The organism is Streptomyces sp. NBC_00386, assembly GCF_036063235.1.
Lineage (GTDB): Bacteria > Actinomycetota > Actinomycetes > Streptomycetales > Streptomycetaceae > Streptomyces.
In genome coordinates this window covers 3,277,688-3,295,438 of the sequence record NZ_CP107950.1, presented here as the reverse complement: position 1 = coordinate 3,295,438, position 17,751 = coordinate 3,277,688, and the positions used below count along the sequence as shown (strand labels likewise).

The window sequence follows — 17,751 nt, the reverse complement described above, 5'->3', positions numbered from 1 at the left end:
GAACTGATGACCGTGCGCCAGGTCTTGGACGAGTTGGGTGGGGTCTCTCGCCGGACGTTCTACCGCTGGCGTGAGCTGGGGCATGGGCCGGCCGCATTCAAGCTGCCCAACGGGGAGCTCCGGGTGTGGCGGAGTGACTTCTCCACGTGGCTGCGAGATCTGGAGGCCGCAGCGTGAAGTCTCTCGACGTGAAGGTCTGGGCCGTTCGGAAGCGTGATACGAAGACGCCCTCGTACGGCGTTCGGTGGTCCGTGGCGGGCAACGTCTTCTCCGACTCGTTCCGAACGAAGGCACTCGCCGATCACTACCGCTCGAAGCTGATGCGGGCGATGCGCGACGGCGAGGAATTCGACCAGGCGTCCGGGCTTCCGGACTCGATGGAACCGAAGAAGTCGGCTGTGTCCTGGTACGACTTCGCCCTCCGGTACCTCGCCATGAAATGGCCGTACGCCGCTCCCAATACGCGCGACGGCATCAACGAATCGCTTACCAGCGTGACTGTGGAGCTCCTCGACGAGCGGGCTGGACGGCCGTCCGACCAAGCCATCCGTAAGGCGCTGCGCAACTGGGCTTTCGTCCTGCCGGGGCCCGACGACCGAGACGTCCCGGACGATGTGCGCAACGTCCTCCACTGGGTGTCGAAGGCGTCGCGACCGCTCGCCGATCTCGCCGAACCGGCTACGGCGCGTGCGGTGCTGGACTCACTGAAGCTCAAGCTCGACGGCACGGCCGCGGCAGCCGAAACCGTGCGGCGGAAGCGGCGGACCCTCGTCAACGCTGCCAACTATGCCGTCGACCTGGGGGAACTGCGCGAAAACCCGATCACGGCCGTCCGCTGGCAGAAACCGAAGGTCTCCAACCAGGTCGACCCTCGCGTTGTCGCGAACCCCGAGCAGGCTCGGAATCTCCTGGCGGCCGTCTCCTACGTGGGCGGCTACCGGCGGGCCCGCGGTCGGCGCCTCGTGGGTCTCTTTGCTGCGATGTACTTCGGCGGTCTCCGGCCGGCTGAAGCGGTCGGCCTTGTCGAGACGGACCTGAAACTTCCCGAACAGGGCTGGGGATCGGCGCTGCTCCACCGGACCCGTCCGTCGGTCGGCAAGCAGTGGACCGACTCGGGGGAGACCCACGACGACCGCGGTCTGAAGAACCGACCCGTTGAGGACGTCAGGCGGGTGCCTATCCCGCCCCACCTCGTCGCCGCACTCCGGGAACACCTGGCGACCTTCGGCACCGCGGACGACGGGCGACTCTTCTTCAGCGAAAAGGGCTCGGTAGTCCCGTCCTCGACCTACTACCGCGTGTGGCAGGAGGCCCGTCTCCTCGCGCTCCCGTCGGCTGTGGCCTCCTCGCCGCTCGCGAGTCGGCCGTACGACCTGCGGCACTCGGCGCTGTCCACATGGCTCAACGCGGGCGTCGATCCCACCGAGGTGGCCGAGCGAGCCGGCAACAGCGTCGAGGTCCTGCTGACCCGCTACGCGAAGTGCCTCGACGGACGGCAAGACGTCGCCAACCGGCGTATCGAGGATCTGCTTCGCGAGTACGAGTGACGGCATCCGACCCCGTCCGAGGCCCCTGGCGTAATGCCCAGGGGTCTCGTCGTTTCCCTGGCCCGTCAAGCGGGCGGGGTGCCCCTGGCCTGTTCGGATGCGAGCAGGCGTTCAAGACTCCTCCGCTCGCCATCGAGCGCGGCGAGCATCTGCGTGCGAGTGCGTTCGAAGTCGGGCTGGACCTCGACGCCGAGGTCATGGCGCAGAATGACCCGCAGCAGATACACCCAGTCGGACATTGGGCCGCTGAACCAAGCTTTGGCGCGGTTGTACGACCCGTCTGGGTCAGGACTGCTCGGCAACTGCTTGACGACGGAATATCCGACTCCGAGCGCCCTGTTGAGGGTCGAGACAACCTCGTGAACATCCTTCGGCAGCGCCATCTGCGCCGAAGAGTATTGCTCCAACCAAGCGTCCTTGGCGGTGTCGAGGACTGCTGGATCGATGCTTTCACCGCGCTCGGCTGCACGGACGGAGTCTCGGGCAGCGACCCGATAAGCGCGAGCCGTGGTGTTCAGACGGGCATAGAGATCCCGTCTGGCTTCCTGCGCTCGGTCGTGGCGGTCCTCCTCCCGTTCACGATCGGCGCGCTGGTTCTGCTCCCGGGTGACGCGCTGGCTGAGTACTGCCCCACCCAGAGTTCCGCCCAGCGTTCCTCCGACGCCGATGAGCGCGACGGCAAGCGTGGTCACATCCACGAGATCCCCCAACTCGTCCATTCATCCGCCCGCGGGCAGCGGCTGAAGACGGCACGACGGTCCCCAGCAACGCTCAGGCTCCCCACCCGCGGCACAGTCCAAGACCGGGACGACGATAACGAGGAGTGGGCCCGCTTGGCTCCAATGAGTCTCATCACCTGCGGGAATGCCCCAAGATCCCGTCCACGCCTCGTCCACAGACCCCGACATACGGCGGCTCTGGGCGGCATCTGGCTGCACATACGCGAAGACCCCGGCCTCAGCGTTTCCGCTGGTGACGGGGTCTTTGGGCACCTCATAAGGGGTGCCCCCGGCAGGATTCGAACCTGCGCACACGGCTCCGGAGCACAATCAGAGATTGGCTTGTGAACAGTCTCTGAGCAGCAGGTTCCTTGATCGAAGGATGTGTGCAGCGCCCTCCTGTATCGCAGATAGTGCGTGGCAGGCGGGAAGGCGGTCCGGAGGCCTTTTATTTTCGGAGGTATTGTCAAGTTATGACCCAAGTGTCATGAAGTGGCCGACTCGTGGCCTCTGGCCCTATCAACCTGGGGGCGCGTGTCGGCGTAGTGCGCGCAGAACGGGTCGAAGGCAGGAGCGCAGCGCGCAGCGGAGCCGGCTCTGCCAAGGCTCCTGGCGCTTGTGCCGGGAGCCTTGGCTTTGCGGCCAGTGCCAACGCGCCCGGCGGCACGGTGTACGCCCATGTGGCTGCCCGTGACGGTGAGAGACCCACGGTCATGTTGTGGACCCCACTGGTGCGACTGTCGTATGCCGGACCGAACGTGGCTGATACTCAAACAAGCGCATCCCGGCCCGTTTCCGGGGGTGCGCCAGTTACATGGAGAAGTTCGGCCCCGATGCGTCGGACGGGTTCCTGCGGACGGCGTGTGAGGCAGCCGTCGATGGTCCGTGTGAACCGCAGAGGCTAGAAGCCGCTGGCCGTGTAGCAGCTGGCGGTTCCGGTGGCGTAAGTGGTGGCCGCGCTGCTGTCGGGGTCCTCGTTGACGTGCAGGGCGAAAGCGGATCCGGTCAGCTTGGTGGACAGGGTCGTGATGCTGTTGTAGGGCACCTTCACGCTAGCCGAAGTGCTGGTCTGAACGACCTTCACGGTCCGCTTCCCAGTGGCGTTCCCGTAGTCGCGAAGGCGCCCTATCTGCAGGCTGATGGAGCGGCAGGTGTTTTTTTGGCTGGTCGCGAAGACGTCTTTTTCGGTCCAAAAGGGCATGGTCTTGTACTGCATAAGGCGGTTGCCGATGGTGATCGAGCCGGAGGTGTAGTGCTGTCCCGGATTGAAGAATTTGGTGATGCTGACGTTGCTGTAGGCGTAGAGGTAGTGGCCAGCTTCGGCAAGTTTCGCGTTGTTGCTGTTCAGGATGTAGATGCGGTACCCCCATCGGCCCTGGGTCGGAGCGGTGGTCGTCACTGAGCCCTTGCCGTTGGCAGCCTTGAGGGTGTTGATGGTCTTGTAGGTGTGGCTGCTGCCAGCCTCACGTCGAAGCTCGACGTGGCTGCCCTTGGGCAGGTTGGCGATCGAGTAGTTGAGCGTCACCTTTGAACTGGCGTTGACGCGAGGGCCATTGCTGAACGCCCAGGAGGCGCTGGGGGCGGGCGCTGCGTCTGCGGCCGGGGCCGCGAACAGGGGAAGCATCGTGGCGGCGATCAGTGCCGCACCTATGCGGAGGCGCATGGTTCTCCTTGTGAGGGTGATGTGGAGATCACGTGAATGGATCTTGAACGTGAGTGAACCAGAAACTTCCTTACCTGCAAAGACGCTGCGGCCGAACTGCGCCGGTAGGCCCGTTTTTTTGACGCTGCCCCTGCGCTGCTGACTGTGGCTGGCGGAGTGAAGCACGGCCGGGGCCCCGGCTCCTGCGTCCATTGAGAGATCGGTTTCGTCGGCGGGCTGTAACACCCAGGTGGGGTGTTGCAGCCGTCTCTGACCGGACAGCCCGGACATCGACACTTTGAGCTGTCCGGGCTGTTTGTGCAGGCGAGGGGCTCAACCGGACAGCCGGACAGGCCGGACACCTCATGCGCGGTCCCGGCTCCGGAGGGCACTCAGGGGCAAATGGCGTGCGGCAACTGCGCGGCCTGCATGCGTCGTTCGACCCTCAACTTTGAGCCCGCTGACTCGAACAGCGCTCTACCTGCCCTTGTTTCCCGCGTTCACTCTGTCAAGTGCGACGAGCCCGGCAACTCGCCCTGGGCCTGGAGACGCGTTTGTGTGGCGGCCGGCGCTTTCCCTGTCAACCTGAGCGGCTTCAGACGAGGCCAGGCCACGCCGGTTGTGAGGGAAGATGCACGGCTCTGGGCGAAGGTCGTCGAGAAGCGGGACGGGCCGCAGCCTGACTTCGGGGACTTCGGTGTGACGTACCCCCGAATGCCGCCCAAGAGCCGTGGGACCCCGGACCCCAACGTGCGCTACACCACAGAGGAGAACTGGCAGGTCTTCGTGTATCCGCGGGTTCGGCAAGGCAACGATGACTTCCTCACGCTCAGCCAGGACCTTGTCAATTCGCCTCACTGGCCTGTCACGGAACTGCCACGTCCTGGGGCGACGTCTGCCTTCAGGAGTGCGCCCAACGCCTGCGTCAGAAGGCGGGAGGAGGCACTGAGCGTTTTCAGAGTGGCCATCGATGGAGTGACGGAGCCGGCGTGCGCAACGCACGAGGCATCCGTGCCGTTGAGGGAGGTGTTCGACGTCTCAACTCATCAGCACAGGTGCCTCGTTGGTTTCCTATCCTGCCGCACTTGACCTACCTCATGCGCTGGTCGAGTGAGGCACCATGCTCATCGTCACCCGTGAGGGTGACCGCCGCTGCAAGCTCCCGCCGCACCAACGCGCGCTCGTCGCTCTGGTGTACCTGCGTAAGCGCGACACCCTGGCCCAGATAGCCGCCGGCTTCGACATCTCGGTCGGCACCGCCCACGCCTACACCGCGGCGGTGGGGGAAGGTTGCGCCCCCTTGGCAGTGGCCCGGGCAGGCGGTGCCGGTGGCCTGTGTGGATCACGGTCGTAGCCGCCTGCACTGCCCCGACGGTCATCTGATAGAAAATTCAAGGTCTTCACGCGGCCTTCACGAAATCCGCGGTTCGATCTTGATGTTCTCGAAGGAAAGGCTGTCCATGCGGAGATGGTTGAGAGCGGTGGCCGCCATACCGGTCGCTGCGCTGACAGGGATGGCCGTACCGGCATCCGCCGACGCCGTCACGCCGGTACGGACCTCATCGTCGACGGTGGTCCACGGCGTACTTCAGCGGGTGGCCGTCGACACTCCGCACGGCAGCAGCGAGCAGGACTCGGTTCTCGCCGACGGGGCGACGTTCTCCGTCCCGGCGTCGATGGTGCAGGACATTCCCGGCGGTTCGCGGGTGACCGTCACCGTCCGCGGATCGGTCCTGGGTTCTGGTGGCACCTCCGCGGCCGTGCGGGCCATGACGGCCGGAAGCGCGTCCGTCGCCTCGGTCACCGCTCAGCCGCTGGACAGCGAGTCGACGGACTACCTGGGCAGCCACAGTGTCCTCGTCGTCCCGGTCTACTGGACTGCGGCCGCGCCCTCGTCCCCGACGACCACCGACCTCAAGGCTTCCGTCGCCGACGTCGACAGCTACTACAACACCGTCACGGCGGGGAAGATACGCCTGCCCGCCGCCGGCACCACCGTGATGCCGTGGCAGCGCATCACGCTGACCCCGGCCCAGATCAGCAGCTGCGACTCCAACGCGATCCAGCACGCCGTCGATTCCCTCCCGCAGGTCGCCGCCTTCCCGAACGACCGGCTCCACCACGTCGTCGCCTACTTCCCCCCGATCTCCGCTTGCAGCTGGTCCGGACTCGGCACCATCGGGATGTCCTTCAGAGCCGTCGGCGGGTTCGTCTGGCTCAACGGCAACCGGGACCAGGACGTTCTCGCCCACGAATTCGGGCACAACCTGGGCTTGATGCACTCCGGTGCCCTGCACTGCAACAGCGGCCCCGGCATGACCGGCGTCCCGGTCACCCTGTCCGCCAACTGTGTCCAATGGACCTATCTCGACCCCTACGACATCATGGGCAACTCGCCGCTGGGCCAGGTCGGATTCATGTCCGCGGCGCACCTCCAGGAGCTCGGCGCGCTGCCCGCCGACGGCTACGCCGCGATCGGCTCCTCCGGCACCGTCACCCTCTCCCCGGTCGAGGCAGGAACCGGCCTGCGCGGCGTGTCGATCCCGATGGGCGACAAGACGTACTACCTGGAGTACCGCACCGCCACCGGCCTGGACTCGTGGATCGACGGCGACGGATGCGACTACTGCGGACTCGGCGGCCCCGGCGGCGGCCTGATTGTGCGGGAGTCGGACACCTCCTGGACCTCCCCCACCGAGCAGGACATCCTCGACTTCCATCCCGTCACCGACTACGGACCGAACGTACTGTGGGACCACCCGGGACTGCTGCCGGGCACGTCGTGGACGGCCCCGGACGGATCCATCGGCTTCTCCGTCGACGCTGACACGTCCCGGGGGCTGAAGGTTGCGATCACGCGCCGCCCGGACAAGACCCCGCCGACGGTGTCGCTGTTCGACGACATCACTGGGCAGGGCGGCGACCCGGGCACGCTCTGGGTGGGCTGGGAGGACATCACCGACACGGACAGCGGTGTCGCCTCCGCGAGCGTGCTCCTCGACGGAAAGCCCGCCTACCGCCTCAACGCTTACGAGCTCTCCACAGGCGGCAGCACCATGCTGGAGAACGTCCCCGACGGCAAGCACACCGTCGCGCTCACGGCGACAGACCTCGCAGGAAACACCGCCACCACCCGGGCGCTGGCCCTCACCCTCGACAACAGCGCGCCCGTGTTCTCCGGGACGCCCACCCTGCACATGGGCACCGGCACCGCCACCACCGGGCACATCCCGCTCACGCTCACCTGGAGCGTCACGGACACCGGTACCGGCATCTGCCAGCAGGGCGTCGTCGTGAACTACTACCCGTACACCGCGGCCTACCGCGAGGCCACCGCACGCTCCACCGCCGTAACCGGGTACACCGGCCAGCCGAACCAGTTCAATGTCTGGTCCTCGGACTGCAAGCAGAACACGGCTGACCGAGACTCGAACACCGTGACGCCGCGCGTCGACACGCAAAGCAGCCGCACCACCGCCTATAAGAGCACCTGGACGACCACGCGCGGCTCGCGCCATCTCGGCGGCAGCGAGCAGACGACCACGCGTGCGAACGCCAAGTTCACCTACACCTTCACCGGCCGTGGCATCGGCTACGTCGCGACGAAGGGCGCCAAACGCGGCAAGGTCGCCGTCTACGTCGACGGGAAGAAGGTCACCGTCGTCGACCTGTACGCGAAGAGCACCAGCTACGCGCAGCAGGTGTGGGCCAAGACCTGGACGTCGTCCGGGAAGCACACCGTCACCCTCGTCGCCCTCGGCACGACCGGCCGTCCGACGGTCGGCGTCGACGCCATGACCCGCTACTGACCCGAGTCGCCCGCGCGGCGGTCGGAGCACAACCGTTCCAGCGGTGCCGGGTTCGAACGGCACCCTGGTTCGGGTGGGTCGGCCGGTGCGCGGGCCTGGGCGTGATCCTCGGCGCCGAGTTGCTGGCCGCGACCGGCGGCGACATGAGTCTCTTCGGCACTCCTGACCGCCTCGCCGGCTTCGGCGGCGTTGCTCCTGTTCGCGTGACAGGGTGGCGTGCCAGCACTACGGACACCTCTTCGTGGAGCGCGAAGAAGCAGCTGCCGCACTCCGCCAGCGCTATGAGGCCGCCGACTGCCGGGTGGACTGTATGACCGACGCTTTCAACTGACTGCCTCCTCAGCGAGTGCTTGAGGCCAGGGGCGCCAAAGCCGTCACCCGATCGTGCGGCAGACGCCAAACGACTAAACCGCCTGCCACGGTTCCAGGGCTGAAGCTTCACGACCGAAAGTCAGGAGCAACCGGGCTACTTCTTTTTGCCCTGGGTCTTGCCGGAGATCTTGGTGACCTGCGTTTTCGCTGTTCAGGAGCGGTGGGCTCGGGTGCCTGGTCGTCGTCGTTGGTCGTCCTTGGCCGCTGTCGAGCAACCTCGGACGGCCCAGAGACGGCCCAGCTTTGGCGCGCGCGACTGACGGCTGGCACCCTCGATGCGCGTTGTCTGAACCTCAGCCGAAACAGTCAGCCACGACGGTGGGTGCGTTGACCGACCACGCACGCGTATGCCTCGCTGCACCCCCGCCAGCATCAGCCACGCTGCCTTGCCGTCGCCCAGAGCAAGCCGCGACGGCCGGCCCGTGACGACAACGCTGAGCCCTCAGCTTGGGAAGCTGATGCCGTTCCCGGCTGGTTCGGGCGCTGACCTGTGTGAGAGCCGACGGTGTGGCCACGTCGGACTCTGTGGCTTTTACCGTTGTTCCCCGTTGTTCCCCGCCCCATCTGGTGCGGCTGTGGTGCGCGCTGCCTCATGAAAAACGTCGTACTCGCGTCGTGCGTCCGGTGCGAGCTGGGCCCGCTCCGACTCGGACAGCGGACGACCTGTCGCGACTGCGATCTGGCCCAGCGACTCACCGGCACTCGCCAGCACGATGTAGGGCGTACTCGCTTCACTCGCCACTGTGAGCAGGGCGGCGCGTGCGTCGGGATCACACGTGGCGTAGAGGTCCATGGCGGCATCGTCTCGAATACCGATGTCTGCGCTGGGGTTGAGCAGAACCTCGATGAGCTCCGGCACGTGTCTGGCGTCCATAGGGGCATCCTCAGCTCCGATGGGCAACGGTGCCAACACTCTTTCCAACTGTGTTGGCGTGGCGGTGGGCTGGGTGCGGGGGCGTTCACCTGCGTTCATCGGCGGCTGGGCTTCGGTCGGCGCTCAGGCCTTGGTCCCGTCTGAACGACCATGAACGTTGCTGAATGAGACGGAAACTGAGACGGCGGCACACGGTTCAGCCACTGCCCTTGCAACTGGCCGCTGACGGCATGTCGTGGCACAACTGATCCTGGTGAGACTGGACCTCACCCCCGCCCAAGAAGATCATGAAGATCAAGATGGCCATCACGGCTTGGGTGGCAACCGTCACGACGGCGTCGACCCATGCGGCTGTCACGGCCGCCGCGATGGCGAGGACTCCGACTCCGCCGGCGGCGACCAGGTAGCCCCACGAGGGATCAGTCGTGACGGTCTCCTCCGGGTCGAGATCGAAACCGGACAGGAACCAGAGTCCAAAGATCACCGCCAGGGCGATCAGCTCCAGGAGCACGAGACCGCACCCGGCTGCGATGTCGGCACCTCGGTCCACACGGCGCCGCTGCCTGGAGTCGGTGGTGGCATCGAAGGCCGGAGGGGCAACGGGTAAGTCCATACTCGACACCTTGCCCACGCGGGAAAGGCGGCACATGAGTACGGGTACTCAGTTCCGCACCAGATGGATCCCATGATCCACCAGGCACCTTCCCATCGATCCTGCGGCAGCTCCTCTGGAGCGGTTGCCGTCGACCACTGCCGTCGACACAACAACCAGAGGCCCCGTGGATTCCTCCACGGAGCCTGTCACCAGCTGTGCACTCGGCAGGATTCGAACCTGCAACCTTCTGATCCGTAGCTCTAGCCAGTTCGGTCAACGACGGTCATTCCGGTCGCTCTGATGCCTCTGAGGGACGTCGATGGGCGGGGGCAGTCGCTGGAGTTGCGGTACCGCGCTGCTGTAGCGCTTGCCTCGCTGCCAGATTCCGGGTGTGAGCCTCACGTCGCAGCCGCCGTTCGAAGTCGGCGATCTGACGGGCGACGGGAACACCGGTGGAAGTTCGGATCAACCGCTCCTGACGCGCGCCCTACAGGGTGGTGTGTCATCTGTAGGTGGGAAGTTGGGTAGCGTCGTGCACCAGGCCGAGGAAGCGAGAATCGCCTGCAATCGCCAGCAGTTCCTTCCCTGTGATGGGGGAGGGACCCGAGCCCACGCCCGGGTAAACGGTGAAGACGACCTTGCTGTTCGCGTAGACGAAGGCGACCTCGGTGGACATGACATCGGGCGATCTGACGAACATGCGAAGCGACGTGGCCTTGATAGCGCCCGGCAGAGTGACGTTCTCACAGCTTCCGCCCTTGGTGAAGGTCCCGGAACAAGGCCTTGGGCCGGGGCCACCGTCGTAGGGCCGCACGGAGAGGGCGACGTGGAACACCTTGCCGCCTTCTGTCTCGCCTTGGTACTGCGCCTCGTCAAAGTAGACCGGACGGATCAGGCCAACAGTGTCCGGCAGAAGCTGGTCGAGTAGAACTGCCGCCTTCTGCTGGAACTCTGCCCGTCGAGTCCGCTCGACCGCCGTCAGACCCTCCAGGTGCTGCTCCTCCCGAGCCGTCGAATACAGGTGGACCGGTGTGCGGTAGGGGTTCGGCTGGACCGGTCCGGGCGACTCGTGCGGCGAGGTCGCGGCGGGACGGACTGTCGAGCGGGCGCCGTCCCCACCGGAGAGCGTCAAGGAGGCGACCACTACCGCCCCGGCTGCGCAGGCGCTCCCGGCGGCGATCGCGAGACGGGCACGCGCCCTGCGGCGCCGGCCCTGGGTCACTGCGGCGGACACCAGGCCGTGCAACGAGGGCAGCTCCGCCACCGCACTTTCCATCGCATCGCGGACCAGTAGGGTGCTGTGGTGGTCTTCTTCGGTGATGTTGTCCTTCATGGCGGTTGCTCAACTCCCCGTGGCGTAGATGTGGGCTTCGTCCAGTTGGGTGCGCAGCTTTGCCAGAGAGCGTGAGCACTGGCTTTTGACCGTGGATTCGCTGCACTTCAAGAGCTCGGCGACGGACTCGACGCTCTGGTCCTCCCAGTACCGCAAGACGACCATGGCCCGTGCTCTGGGGGGCAACCCGGCCAGTGCCGACATCAGCGTCACCCGCAGGTCGGTGTGGTCGGGCGCCGGCCGGGGGTCGGGGCGGGAATGAGCCAGCAGGTCGCGCAGCCGCCGACGGCGCTCGGCGAGGTAGGTGCGGGTCAGTACGGTCCTGGCATAGGCCTCGATGTGGTCGGCTGCGCTCGCTCGCCCCCAGTGTTGGAAAAGCTTGGCGAGCGTGGTCTGTGTAAGGTCGCGGGCCGTGTCCGGGTCCCCGCACAGCAGGTATGCGGTCCGGTACAGCGATCTCTGGCGCGACTGTGCGAAGGCCTCGAAGCTCTCGGGCGCCTGGGATCTCTGTGGCGCTTCGAAACCTCGACCGTTCTGCGGCATCTGCTCTCCCTTCCGGTCTGTGTCAGGGGCTGTGTTCTGTCACCCCTCTGTAGAGCGCTGCCGCGCAGTAAAGGTTGAAACCGAGTTTTCGCGCTGTCTTGCACGCACTCTCGCTCCGTAAGCTGGGGGCGGTGCTACAGCGACCACCCCGCACCGGCCAGCGCCTCGGGGAGCCTGTGCCTAAAGGGTGTTGCAGACCCGCCGCAGCCTGGCAGACGTCTCCACTCGCAAGAGATCAAATCCTGACAATCCACCCATGCAGGAGAAATCCCCGGAGCGTTGCTGTCCGTATGCCAGTCCACCGTGATCGCTCCTTGCTCCCGCGCCTCCCCATGTGATCGGGCAATGAGCGGAGCACGGCTCAGCGAGAAGGCGCTCTGCCACCAACGATGCGGTGGGTCTATGTATGACCCGGTGTCGGGGCGTTCCAAAATCTTTAGATCGAGTGCGTGCACGATACTGCGGAGCTTCCGGGAACTCTTCTTGGGGAGGACACAGATCGCCAGTTCCAGCAGATCCCGCTCATCCGCGGGCTCTGGGCAACAGTCGGCGACTCCGCACCGGTCGCTGAACGGTGAAGGTGGCTGGTTGCTCGGTGCCCGCGCGACAGCAACTCACCAAGAGAGGGTCTGCTCGACCAGGCCGGGTTGGAGTCGCGTCCGTTCCACCGAATGATCTGCGCTTGAGCCGGACCGGAGAGCCGGCCAATCTCCGAGAAGCGGATATGTGCGGCAAAGCACCTGCTGTCGGGTCCGGAGGCCAGAGGGGCGCCTACACGGCATGGCCCTTCCGGCTGTGCGTCATGAGCCGCAGTCGGACATACGGCCGGGTTGCTCCGAAGGTCAGCGGAACCTCAATGGTCGAGCCGAGCCGACGGGGCGCCGCCCCTCGGCTGAGGTCGGCGGCCCATGGTAGAGCGCGACTTTGAGGTCTGGCCTCATCCTTATCAGGTCGATCACAGGGGGCCGTCGACGTCGGTTGACCGTCCGGTCTCCTTGGCTGATCGTCCGTTGCCATTCGGCGTTGGTCGGCGCTGTCCGCACCTGTTGGTGTCAGCCGTTGGTGTCAGCCGACCGACTCCCTCTTGACAGATCCGCTGTCAGCTCTTCTGGGCCTTGCCGGGGATCTTGGTGGCCTGCGCTTTCGCTGGTCGTGGCAGCTCTCTGGTGCGCCCGTCGTGATTGATCGTTGTTGGCCACTGCCGAGCGGCCTCGGATGGCCCAGGGACGGCCCGGCTGAAGCCTCACGTCGTTCCTTATGGTGAGGTGCCTGCCTTTTTGGGGTGACACGGCCATAGAGTTAATGGGCTGGTTGTCCACGGAGGGGGAGCTTGGTGAGCGCCGAGCAGTGGTCAAGGATCGTTTACATCGCTCTTGGAGCGGTGTCGGCTGCACTGTGGGCATGGTTGGTGATTGCCCTGTGGTTTTAGCCGGAGCTGCTTCGGCGCGAGTGATCACGGTTCCTTACACCGGCCCGCCCCGGTCCGTTGTCTCCTGGATAAGGTTCCGGATCTCCCGGTCTTCGGTGGCAGCCCGGTGTACCGCGCCACTCACAACCAGCCGCCGTTTCTGACCCTCCGCCCCGTCCCCACGGGGCACGCCGTCGTCAAGGCCTTCTGGTGCTGAGCCGCAGTCTTCTCCTTGGCTCGCAGCTACCTCAGCCCACCACTTACCCCAGCTCCCATCCCGTCCGCCGTCGACCCACACACCGTGGAGCGGACGTGGTTCCTGGCGTCCAGGTGGAGCGCGCCACTGTACGAACGACCTGGACGCCAGGGGCCGCGTCTGCTCGGCTCTGCCTGGGTCGGCGGTGGACGGGATGGGAGCACCCCACGCACGCCCCTACGGGACCGCAGTCGGCGACGGTGCCCCCTCCATCCCGGTGCCGGCCGATCCCCCGCCGGAGGCAGCATCTTTGACCGCGGGCCGCTCTATGCGGTGATCGACTCATGGCACCCGGCCCTATCCACATGTGGGCGCGCGTCGGCGCAGCGCGGGCGGAGCGGGCCGGAGGCAGGAGCGGCGCCCGCAGCGGAGCCGGGAAGCGCGCCCGGCGGAGCGGAGCGCAGCCGGGGCTTGATCAGGTAGGGAAAATTCCACGCCACCCCTCGTGAGGCAGATCGGATCGGAAGTCGCCTCCGGCTCCTATGCCCATCGAGAGGTCTGCTTCACCGACGGGCTGAAACACCCGGGGTGTTACAGCCCGTCGGTGGCCGGACAGCCCGGACAGCGCCCCGATGAGCTGTCCGGACCGTTCGTGCAGGTGAGAGCGTTAGCCGGACAGCCGGACAGCCCGGACACCTTCAAGCGCAGGTCCTTCAGTGTCCGTTACCGAGAGATCTGAATTGATGAGGTGCCTTTGAGCTGGCCTTTGTCAGTTCTGCTGGAACGACCTGGGGAGTCGCTGGCCCAGTGGATCTGAACGCTGGTGAGCCTGCTTGTGCCCGAGCTTGGCGCGTTCCACTTGTTCTGCCTGACGGCATGGCTGTGGCCTGGTGTTTTTCAGTTCTGGTGGGACTCATCCCGTAGGGCGTCGTAGTCGTCCGGCGCTGTCACCAACATCAGTGATCTTCCCAGGGAGTCGGTCCAGCGGAGGAGAGCGTTGTTGGAGAAGGGAGTGATCGCGTCATCCAGTGCGATCACCAGGAGGGCGGCGTGATGTACGTCAGCTGATCATGTGCTGCGGAACCGTAAGGTGTTCGTTGGTGATCAGGCAGGTCAGGACTGCCGCATCGCCTTCGCCGCAGGCCTCGGCGACCGTGTCGATGAGCTGGTCGTAGTCGGGGCCCGTTTTGCCGTCGTAGGCCTCGGTCATCCGGCCCCACTCGTCCCAGGGCAGCATCTCCCATTTGCAGAGGGCCGCAAGGTCGCGGACAGCGTTGCCGCTGATCTCGGCAGGCCCCCAGGCGTGATCGGTGCCGATCACCCCGAACAGGTGTGGGTCGATCAGCCCCTTGCGGTACTGGATCCAGGCTTCGCCGCCGGTCAGGAACTCACCCGGTGCGAGGTCTTCCGGGCGCTCGACGTAGCCGTGGCTGAGATGTTCCGTATCGACGCGCACCCAGCGCCGTTCGCCGGCGTTCCAGTACTCGGTGATCCAGTGGTCTAGGCCGCGACCCTCCAGGAAGCAGGTGCCGAAGCCGCACCTGGCCCTGGCGGGGATGCCCCGCGCCCGCAGGATCGCGCAGGCGATAGTGGTGAAGTGGCGGCACGTGCCCACCACCCTTGTCTCGGGTGGCCGGGCGTGGTGCAGGGGAGCGGGGTCCAGCGCAGTCAGCGTGGCGACCAGCTCGTTCACCGGCCGGATGTCCTTCTCCGTGAGCCGCTCCTCGGGAACGCCGAGCGCGGCGGCGTCGGTCGGCTGGATGACCAGGCTCTGTACGGCGGCACAGATACCGACCGGGTCGTCCGGCAGGCCCTTCAAGAGCCCTAACTGGTCGGCGGCAAGGCGCGTGAGCGGACCGGGTAGTGAGTAGTCGAGCGCGTCATCGGTCATGACCGGGGATCGTAGAGGGCCGGTCTGACACACGGACAGCGTTGTTCAGTTCCACCGGGACTGCTCACCTCGCCGAGCAGATCCAGCGGGAAATGTCAGAAGGACTGGGAACGGACATTCAGGCCCGGACAATCCGTCCGGGTCCGCTCCTGCTCGGTGCCTCACGCTCGCCGTGGGGCTGTTGGAGGCCGAGATCGCCTACCAACTCCCCGCCGCGTCGGTACCGTGAAAGACGCCCCTACTCAGCAGCGGGAGGCAACACCCCATGCGTGGTCTTGGAGATCACCTCAGCATCGGCGAGCGCATTGCGTTCTACCGCAAGCGCCGCGGCTATACGCAGGAGGTGCTGGCCGGCCTGGTGGGTCGTAGCACTGACTGGCTCGCGAAGATTGAGACCGGGCGCCGGAAGCCGCCGCGTATCGACATGCTTGCGGAGTTGTCCCGCATCCTGCGAGTCCAGCTCGGGGATCTGCTTGGGCAGACCGTCCTCATGGAGGATGAGCGGCAACAGGATGACGTCCCCGCTGTGCGTGACGCCCTCATGAGCCCGCGTCGCCTCTCACGCCTGCTGTTCGGTCCCGACGCTGAGGCTCAGCTCCCGATTCCCGCTCCTGTGGCCGTACGCGTGGAACAGGCGTGGAACGACTACCAGGGCGGACGGCTCGGCACTGTTGTCGCTGCGCTTCCTGCACTGCTCCAGACGGCGCAGGAGTTGGAAGAGCGAGCCGCGCGGCACGGCGAAGAGCGCGGCGACTGCTGGGCAGTGTCGGCCCGTACGCATCATCTCGCGGCTACAACACTGGCAAAGATCGGAGAGTCGGACGTCTCATGGCTCGCTGCCGAGCGGGCGATGCGAGCCGCTGACGAGTCGGACGACCCGCTCGTGCTGGCGTCCGCAGCACGGTCCGGCACCCATGCCCTACTCGCCAACGGGCGCTACGACGATGCCCTCGAACTGGGCAACGCGGCCGCAGCCTGGCTGGCGTCCCAAGTGTCCGTGCACGATCCAGCGGCGCTCAGCCTGCTTGGGATGATCCATCTCCGAGCGGCTGTCGCCGCAGCACGGCATCAAGACCGGCCGACGGCTACGGGCCTGTTAGATCGTGCCGAAGAACTAGCAGGCGATCTCGGGTCGGATGAGAACTACTGGCAGACCGGCTTCGGGCCGACGAATGTCCTGCTCCATCGCTTGTCCATTGAGCTGGATCTTGACAATGTCTCGTACGTTGTGGAGCACGGCCGAATCAACGTCGACCACCTGCCGCAGGAGCGCAGCGTCTCGCACCGCATCGACTACGCGCGCGCCCTGTCCCTCGCCGGCCAGGGTGACGAAGCATTCACTGCGCTACGTATGGCCGAGCGCACTTCGCCGCAGCTCGTGCGCAACAATCCGAGAGTGCGCGAGACGCTCAGGGACCTGATCAAGCAGTCCCCCGTGACCAGTGGATCGCGTTCATCCGAGGTGCTCGTGATGGCTCAGCGGTGCAGGGCGGTGCAATGAGTTCAGGCAGGCGCGGGGTGCTCGGCGTGGTCGGATCGGCGGCTGGAGGTGTAGAGGCCCTGCGTACTGGCCTTGTCGAGCCGGCGATGGCGCGAGGTTGGCAGGTGGCTGTCACCCTGACGCCGACTGCTGGTCAGTGGCTGCGGATGAGCGGCGAGGTTGACCGGCTGGAAAAGCTCACCGGTCTGCCTGTGCGTGACGAACCGCGTCTGCCTGGTGAGGCTCGATCACATCCAGCGGTCGACTGTTACGCGGTCGCTCCTGCTTCGGCCAACATGGTTGCCAAGCTCGCGGTCGGCCTGATGGACAACCAGGCTCTGACCCAGGTTGGTGAGGCTATCGGCACCCTCGGTCTACCGGTTGTCGTCTTCCCGCGCGTGAACGCGGCGCATGCTCGCCATCCCGCGTGGCAGGGCCACGTGGATGTTCTCGTTGCCGGGGGAGTTCGTATCGTCCATGGCCCCGATGTCTGGCCGTTGTACGAGCCAAGGGAAGCGCCGGCCGGACGCGACCTGCCGTGGGCGGCCGTGCTGGACGCCGTGGATGCGGCCACTCTATGACGCCTCGTCAACCTTCTTGACCTGCATGAAAAAGAGGACCCGGACACTCTGTCCGGGTCCTCGCTTGTTGAGGGCCACATGCTCGTTGGCATGTCAGGGATCAATGATCGGATCGGCGAGTTAGGAGGCTTAACTCCTACGGAACTTGCCGTGATCGAAGCGAGTTTGAGCAAGGCGCGCGCCACGGCAGAGCAGTTGGTGAGGCGTGCGGATGAACTCACTGCGAGGGTGGAGTCTCGTCGCCGACAAGGTGTTCCAGGCGGTCCAGCCGCTCACCGAGCAGGCGAAGTGCATCATGAATCGAGCTGAGTTCTGCCGCGAGGGCGGTGAACGCCGGACTACTGCCTGGCTCCGTTCCGAGCGGGAGCGATGGGTTACGGACGAACGTTCCGCGGCCCTGTTGAGTGAGAACCAGCCCCTCGTCGCGGAGTTGGCCATACGCGCTCTGCACAGTCATGAGCTGTACGCCGAGGTCTTTGGCAAGTTTGCGAGCGGCGGGAAGCTGATCTCCCGGGTCGTACCCGGGGCGCGGTCCCGTGATCTTTTCGCGGAACTCCGCAGCGATCTCCTTGGCCGTGGGTGCCTGCCTGCGCGCGTCTGGGCTCTGCTCCATAGGTCCGAGAGTAGCTGGACCTAGGTCAATCTCCGGTTCTCGGCCCGACCCTGTTGACAGCCAGATTGACATAGGTCAATCTGAAATTGCGACGCGGGACTCCCCAGCAAGGTCGCCCGACGTCGCGGCTCTCCCTGCTCCTTCGACT

General features: G+C 65.9%; 14 protein-coding genes and 2 pseudogenes. 8 read left to right on the top strand and 8 right to left on the bottom strand.

Annotated features, from left to right (window positions below):
- Positions 1–6: 6 nt before the first annotated feature.
- Entirely contained in the window at positions 7–177 is a 171-nt protein-coding gene (locus OG780_RS14265) for a helix-turn-helix transcriptional regulator (protein ID WP_328458111.1), read from the top strand.
- On the top strand, positions 174–1,547 hold the full coding sequence (locus OG780_RS14260) for a tyrosine-type recombinase/integrase (protein WP_328448205.1): 1,374 nt from the start codon (positions 174–176) through the stop codon (positions 1,545–1,547). The genes OG780_RS14265 and OG780_RS14260 overlap by 4 nt, the downstream gene beginning before the upstream one ends.
- A 65-nt stretch (positions 1,548–1,612) precedes the next feature.
- Here the strand turns inward: OG780_RS14260 and OG780_RS14255 are convergent, their stop codons facing one another.
- Complete coding sequence (locus OG780_RS14255) at positions 1,613–2,266, bottom strand: hypothetical protein (RefSeq protein ID WP_328448203.1); 654 nt, start codon at positions 2,264–2,266, stop codon at positions 1,613–1,615.
- A 901-nt stretch (positions 2,267–3,167) separates the two neighbouring features.
- A complete protein-coding gene (locus OG780_RS14250) occupies positions 3,168–4,199 on the bottom strand; it encodes a hypothetical protein (protein ID WP_328448201.1) in 1,032 nt (343 codons plus the stop codon).
- 111 nt (positions 4,200–4,310) lie between these two features.
- Between OG780_RS14250 and OG780_RS14245 the strand changes: the two genes are divergently transcribed.
- The 4 genes and pseudogenes from OG780_RS14245 to OG780_RS14230 all read left to right on the top strand — a co-directional run.
- Positions 4,311–4,997, top strand: coding sequence for a beta family protein (locus OG780_RS14245; RefSeq protein ID WP_328448199.1), 687 nt, complete (start codon positions 4,311–4,313; stop codon positions 4,995–4,997).
- A gap of 31 nt (positions 4,998–5,028) precedes the next feature.
- Positions 5,029–5,190, top strand: a pseudogene (locus OG780_RS14240) (helix-turn-helix domain-containing protein); the annotation flags it as partial.
- Positions 5,191–5,422: 232 nt separating this feature from the next.
- Positions 5,423–7,717, top strand: coding sequence for a hypothetical protein (locus OG780_RS14235; protein WP_328448197.1), 2,295 nt, complete (start codon positions 5,423–5,425; stop codon positions 7,715–7,717).
- Between the two features lie 92 nt (positions 7,718–7,809).
- Positions 7,810–7,917 (top strand): annotated as a pseudogene (locus OG780_RS14230) (transposase); the annotation flags it as partial.
- Between the two features lie 704 nt (positions 7,918–8,621).
- Here OG780_RS14230 and OG780_RS14225 read toward each other — a convergent pair.
- From OG780_RS14225 to OG780_RS14205, 5 genes are all read right to left on the bottom strand, one after another.
- On the bottom strand, positions 8,622–8,963 hold the full coding sequence (locus OG780_RS14225) for a hypothetical protein (RefSeq protein ID WP_328448195.1): 342 nt from the start codon (positions 8,961–8,963) through the stop codon (positions 8,622–8,624).
- Positions 8,964–9,159: 196 nt separating this feature from the next.
- A complete protein-coding gene (locus OG780_RS14220; RefSeq protein WP_328448194.1) occupies positions 9,160–9,576 on the bottom strand; it encodes a DUF6234 family protein in 417 nt (138 codons plus the stop codon).
- A 484-nt stretch (positions 9,577–10,060) separates the two neighbouring features.
- Entirely contained in the window at positions 10,061–10,891 is an 831-nt protein-coding gene (locus OG780_RS14215; protein ID WP_328448193.1) for a hypothetical protein, read from the bottom strand.
- A 9-nt stretch (positions 10,892–10,900) separates the two neighbouring features.
- Positions 10,901–11,434 carry a SigE family RNA polymerase sigma factor gene (locus OG780_RS14210; protein WP_328448191.1) on the bottom strand — a complete coding sequence of 178 codons (534 nt, stop codon included), beginning with the start codon at positions 11,432–11,434 and terminating at the stop codon, positions 10,901–10,903.
- A 2,664-nt stretch (positions 11,435–14,098) separates the two neighbouring features.
- Positions 14,099–14,929, bottom strand: a complete 831-nt coding sequence (locus tag OG780_RS14205) for a transglutaminase-like domain-containing protein (RefSeq protein ID WP_328448189.1) — start codon at positions 14,927–14,929, stop codon at positions 14,099–14,101.
- A gap of 265 nt (positions 14,930–15,194) precedes the next feature.
- On the opposite strand from OG780_RS14205, the gene OG780_RS14200 reads away from it, so the two are divergent.
- Both OG780_RS14200 and OG780_RS14195 read left to right on the top strand, forming a co-directional pair.
- A complete protein-coding gene (locus OG780_RS14200; RefSeq protein ID WP_328448187.1) occupies positions 15,195–16,430 on the top strand; it encodes a helix-turn-helix domain-containing protein in 1,236 nt (411 codons plus the stop codon).
- Complete coding sequence (locus OG780_RS14195) at positions 16,427–16,990, top strand: flavoprotein (protein WP_328448185.1); 564 nt, start codon at positions 16,427–16,429, stop codon at positions 16,988–16,990. Before OG780_RS14200 ends, OG780_RS14195 begins: the two co-directional genes overlap by 4 nt.
- Before the next feature lie 217 nt (positions 16,991–17,207).
- Here the strand turns inward: OG780_RS14195 and OG780_RS14190 are convergent, their stop codons facing one another.
- Positions 17,208–17,603: a winged helix-turn-helix domain-containing protein gene (locus OG780_RS14190; protein WP_328448183.1), complete on the bottom strand. Its 396-nt coding sequence runs from the start codon at positions 17,601–17,603 to the stop codon at positions 17,208–17,210.
- Positions 17,604–17,751 lie beyond the last annotated feature (148 nt).

Coding starts and splice junctions, on each gene's coding strand:
- OG780_RS14220 (WP_328448194.1), bottom strand. CDS start 9,576: ATGGACTTACCCGTTGCCCCTCCGGCCTTCGATGCCACCACCGACTCC.
- OG780_RS14190 (WP_328448183.1), bottom strand. CDS start 17,603: ATGGAGCAGAGCCCAGACGCGCGCAGGCAGGCACCCACGGCCAAGGAG.
- OG780_RS14210 (WP_328448191.1), bottom strand. CDS start 11,434: ATGCCGCAGAACGGTCGAGGTTTCGAAGCGCCACAGAGATCCCAGGCG.
- OG780_RS14215 (WP_328448193.1), bottom strand. CDS start 10,891: ATGAAGGACAACATCACCGAAGAAGACCACCACAGCACCCTACTGGTC.
- OG780_RS14265 (WP_328458111.1), top strand. CDS start 7: ATGACCGTGCGCCAGGTCTTGGACGAGTTGGGTGGGGTCTCTCGCCGG.
- OG780_RS14235 (WP_328448197.1), top strand. CDS start 5,423: ATGGCCGTACCGGCATCCGCCGACGCCGTCACGCCGGTACGGACCTCA.
- OG780_RS14200 (WP_328448187.1), top strand. CDS start 15,195: ATGCGTGGTCTTGGAGATCACCTCAGCATCGGCGAGCGCATTGCGTTC.
- OG780_RS14225 (WP_328448195.1), bottom strand. CDS start 8,963: ATGGACGCCAGACACGTGCCGGAGCTCATCGAGGTTCTGCTCAACCCC.
- OG780_RS14195 (WP_328448185.1), top strand. CDS start 16,427: ATGAGTTCAGGCAGGCGCGGGGTGCTCGGCGTGGTCGGATCGGCGGCT.
- OG780_RS14205 (WP_328448189.1), bottom strand. CDS start 14,929: ATGACCGATGACGCGCTCGACTACTCACTACCCGGTCCGCTCACGCGC.
- OG780_RS14255 (WP_328448203.1), bottom strand. CDS start 2,266: ATGGACGAGTTGGGGGATCTCGTGGATGTGACCACGCTTGCCGTCGCG.
- OG780_RS14245 (WP_328448199.1), top strand. CDS start 4,311: ATGGCGTGCGGCAACTGCGCGGCCTGCATGCGTCGTTCGACCCTCAAC.
- OG780_RS14250 (WP_328448201.1), bottom strand. CDS start 4,199: ATGTCCGGGCTGTCCGGTCAGAGACGGCTGCAACACCCCACCTGGGTG.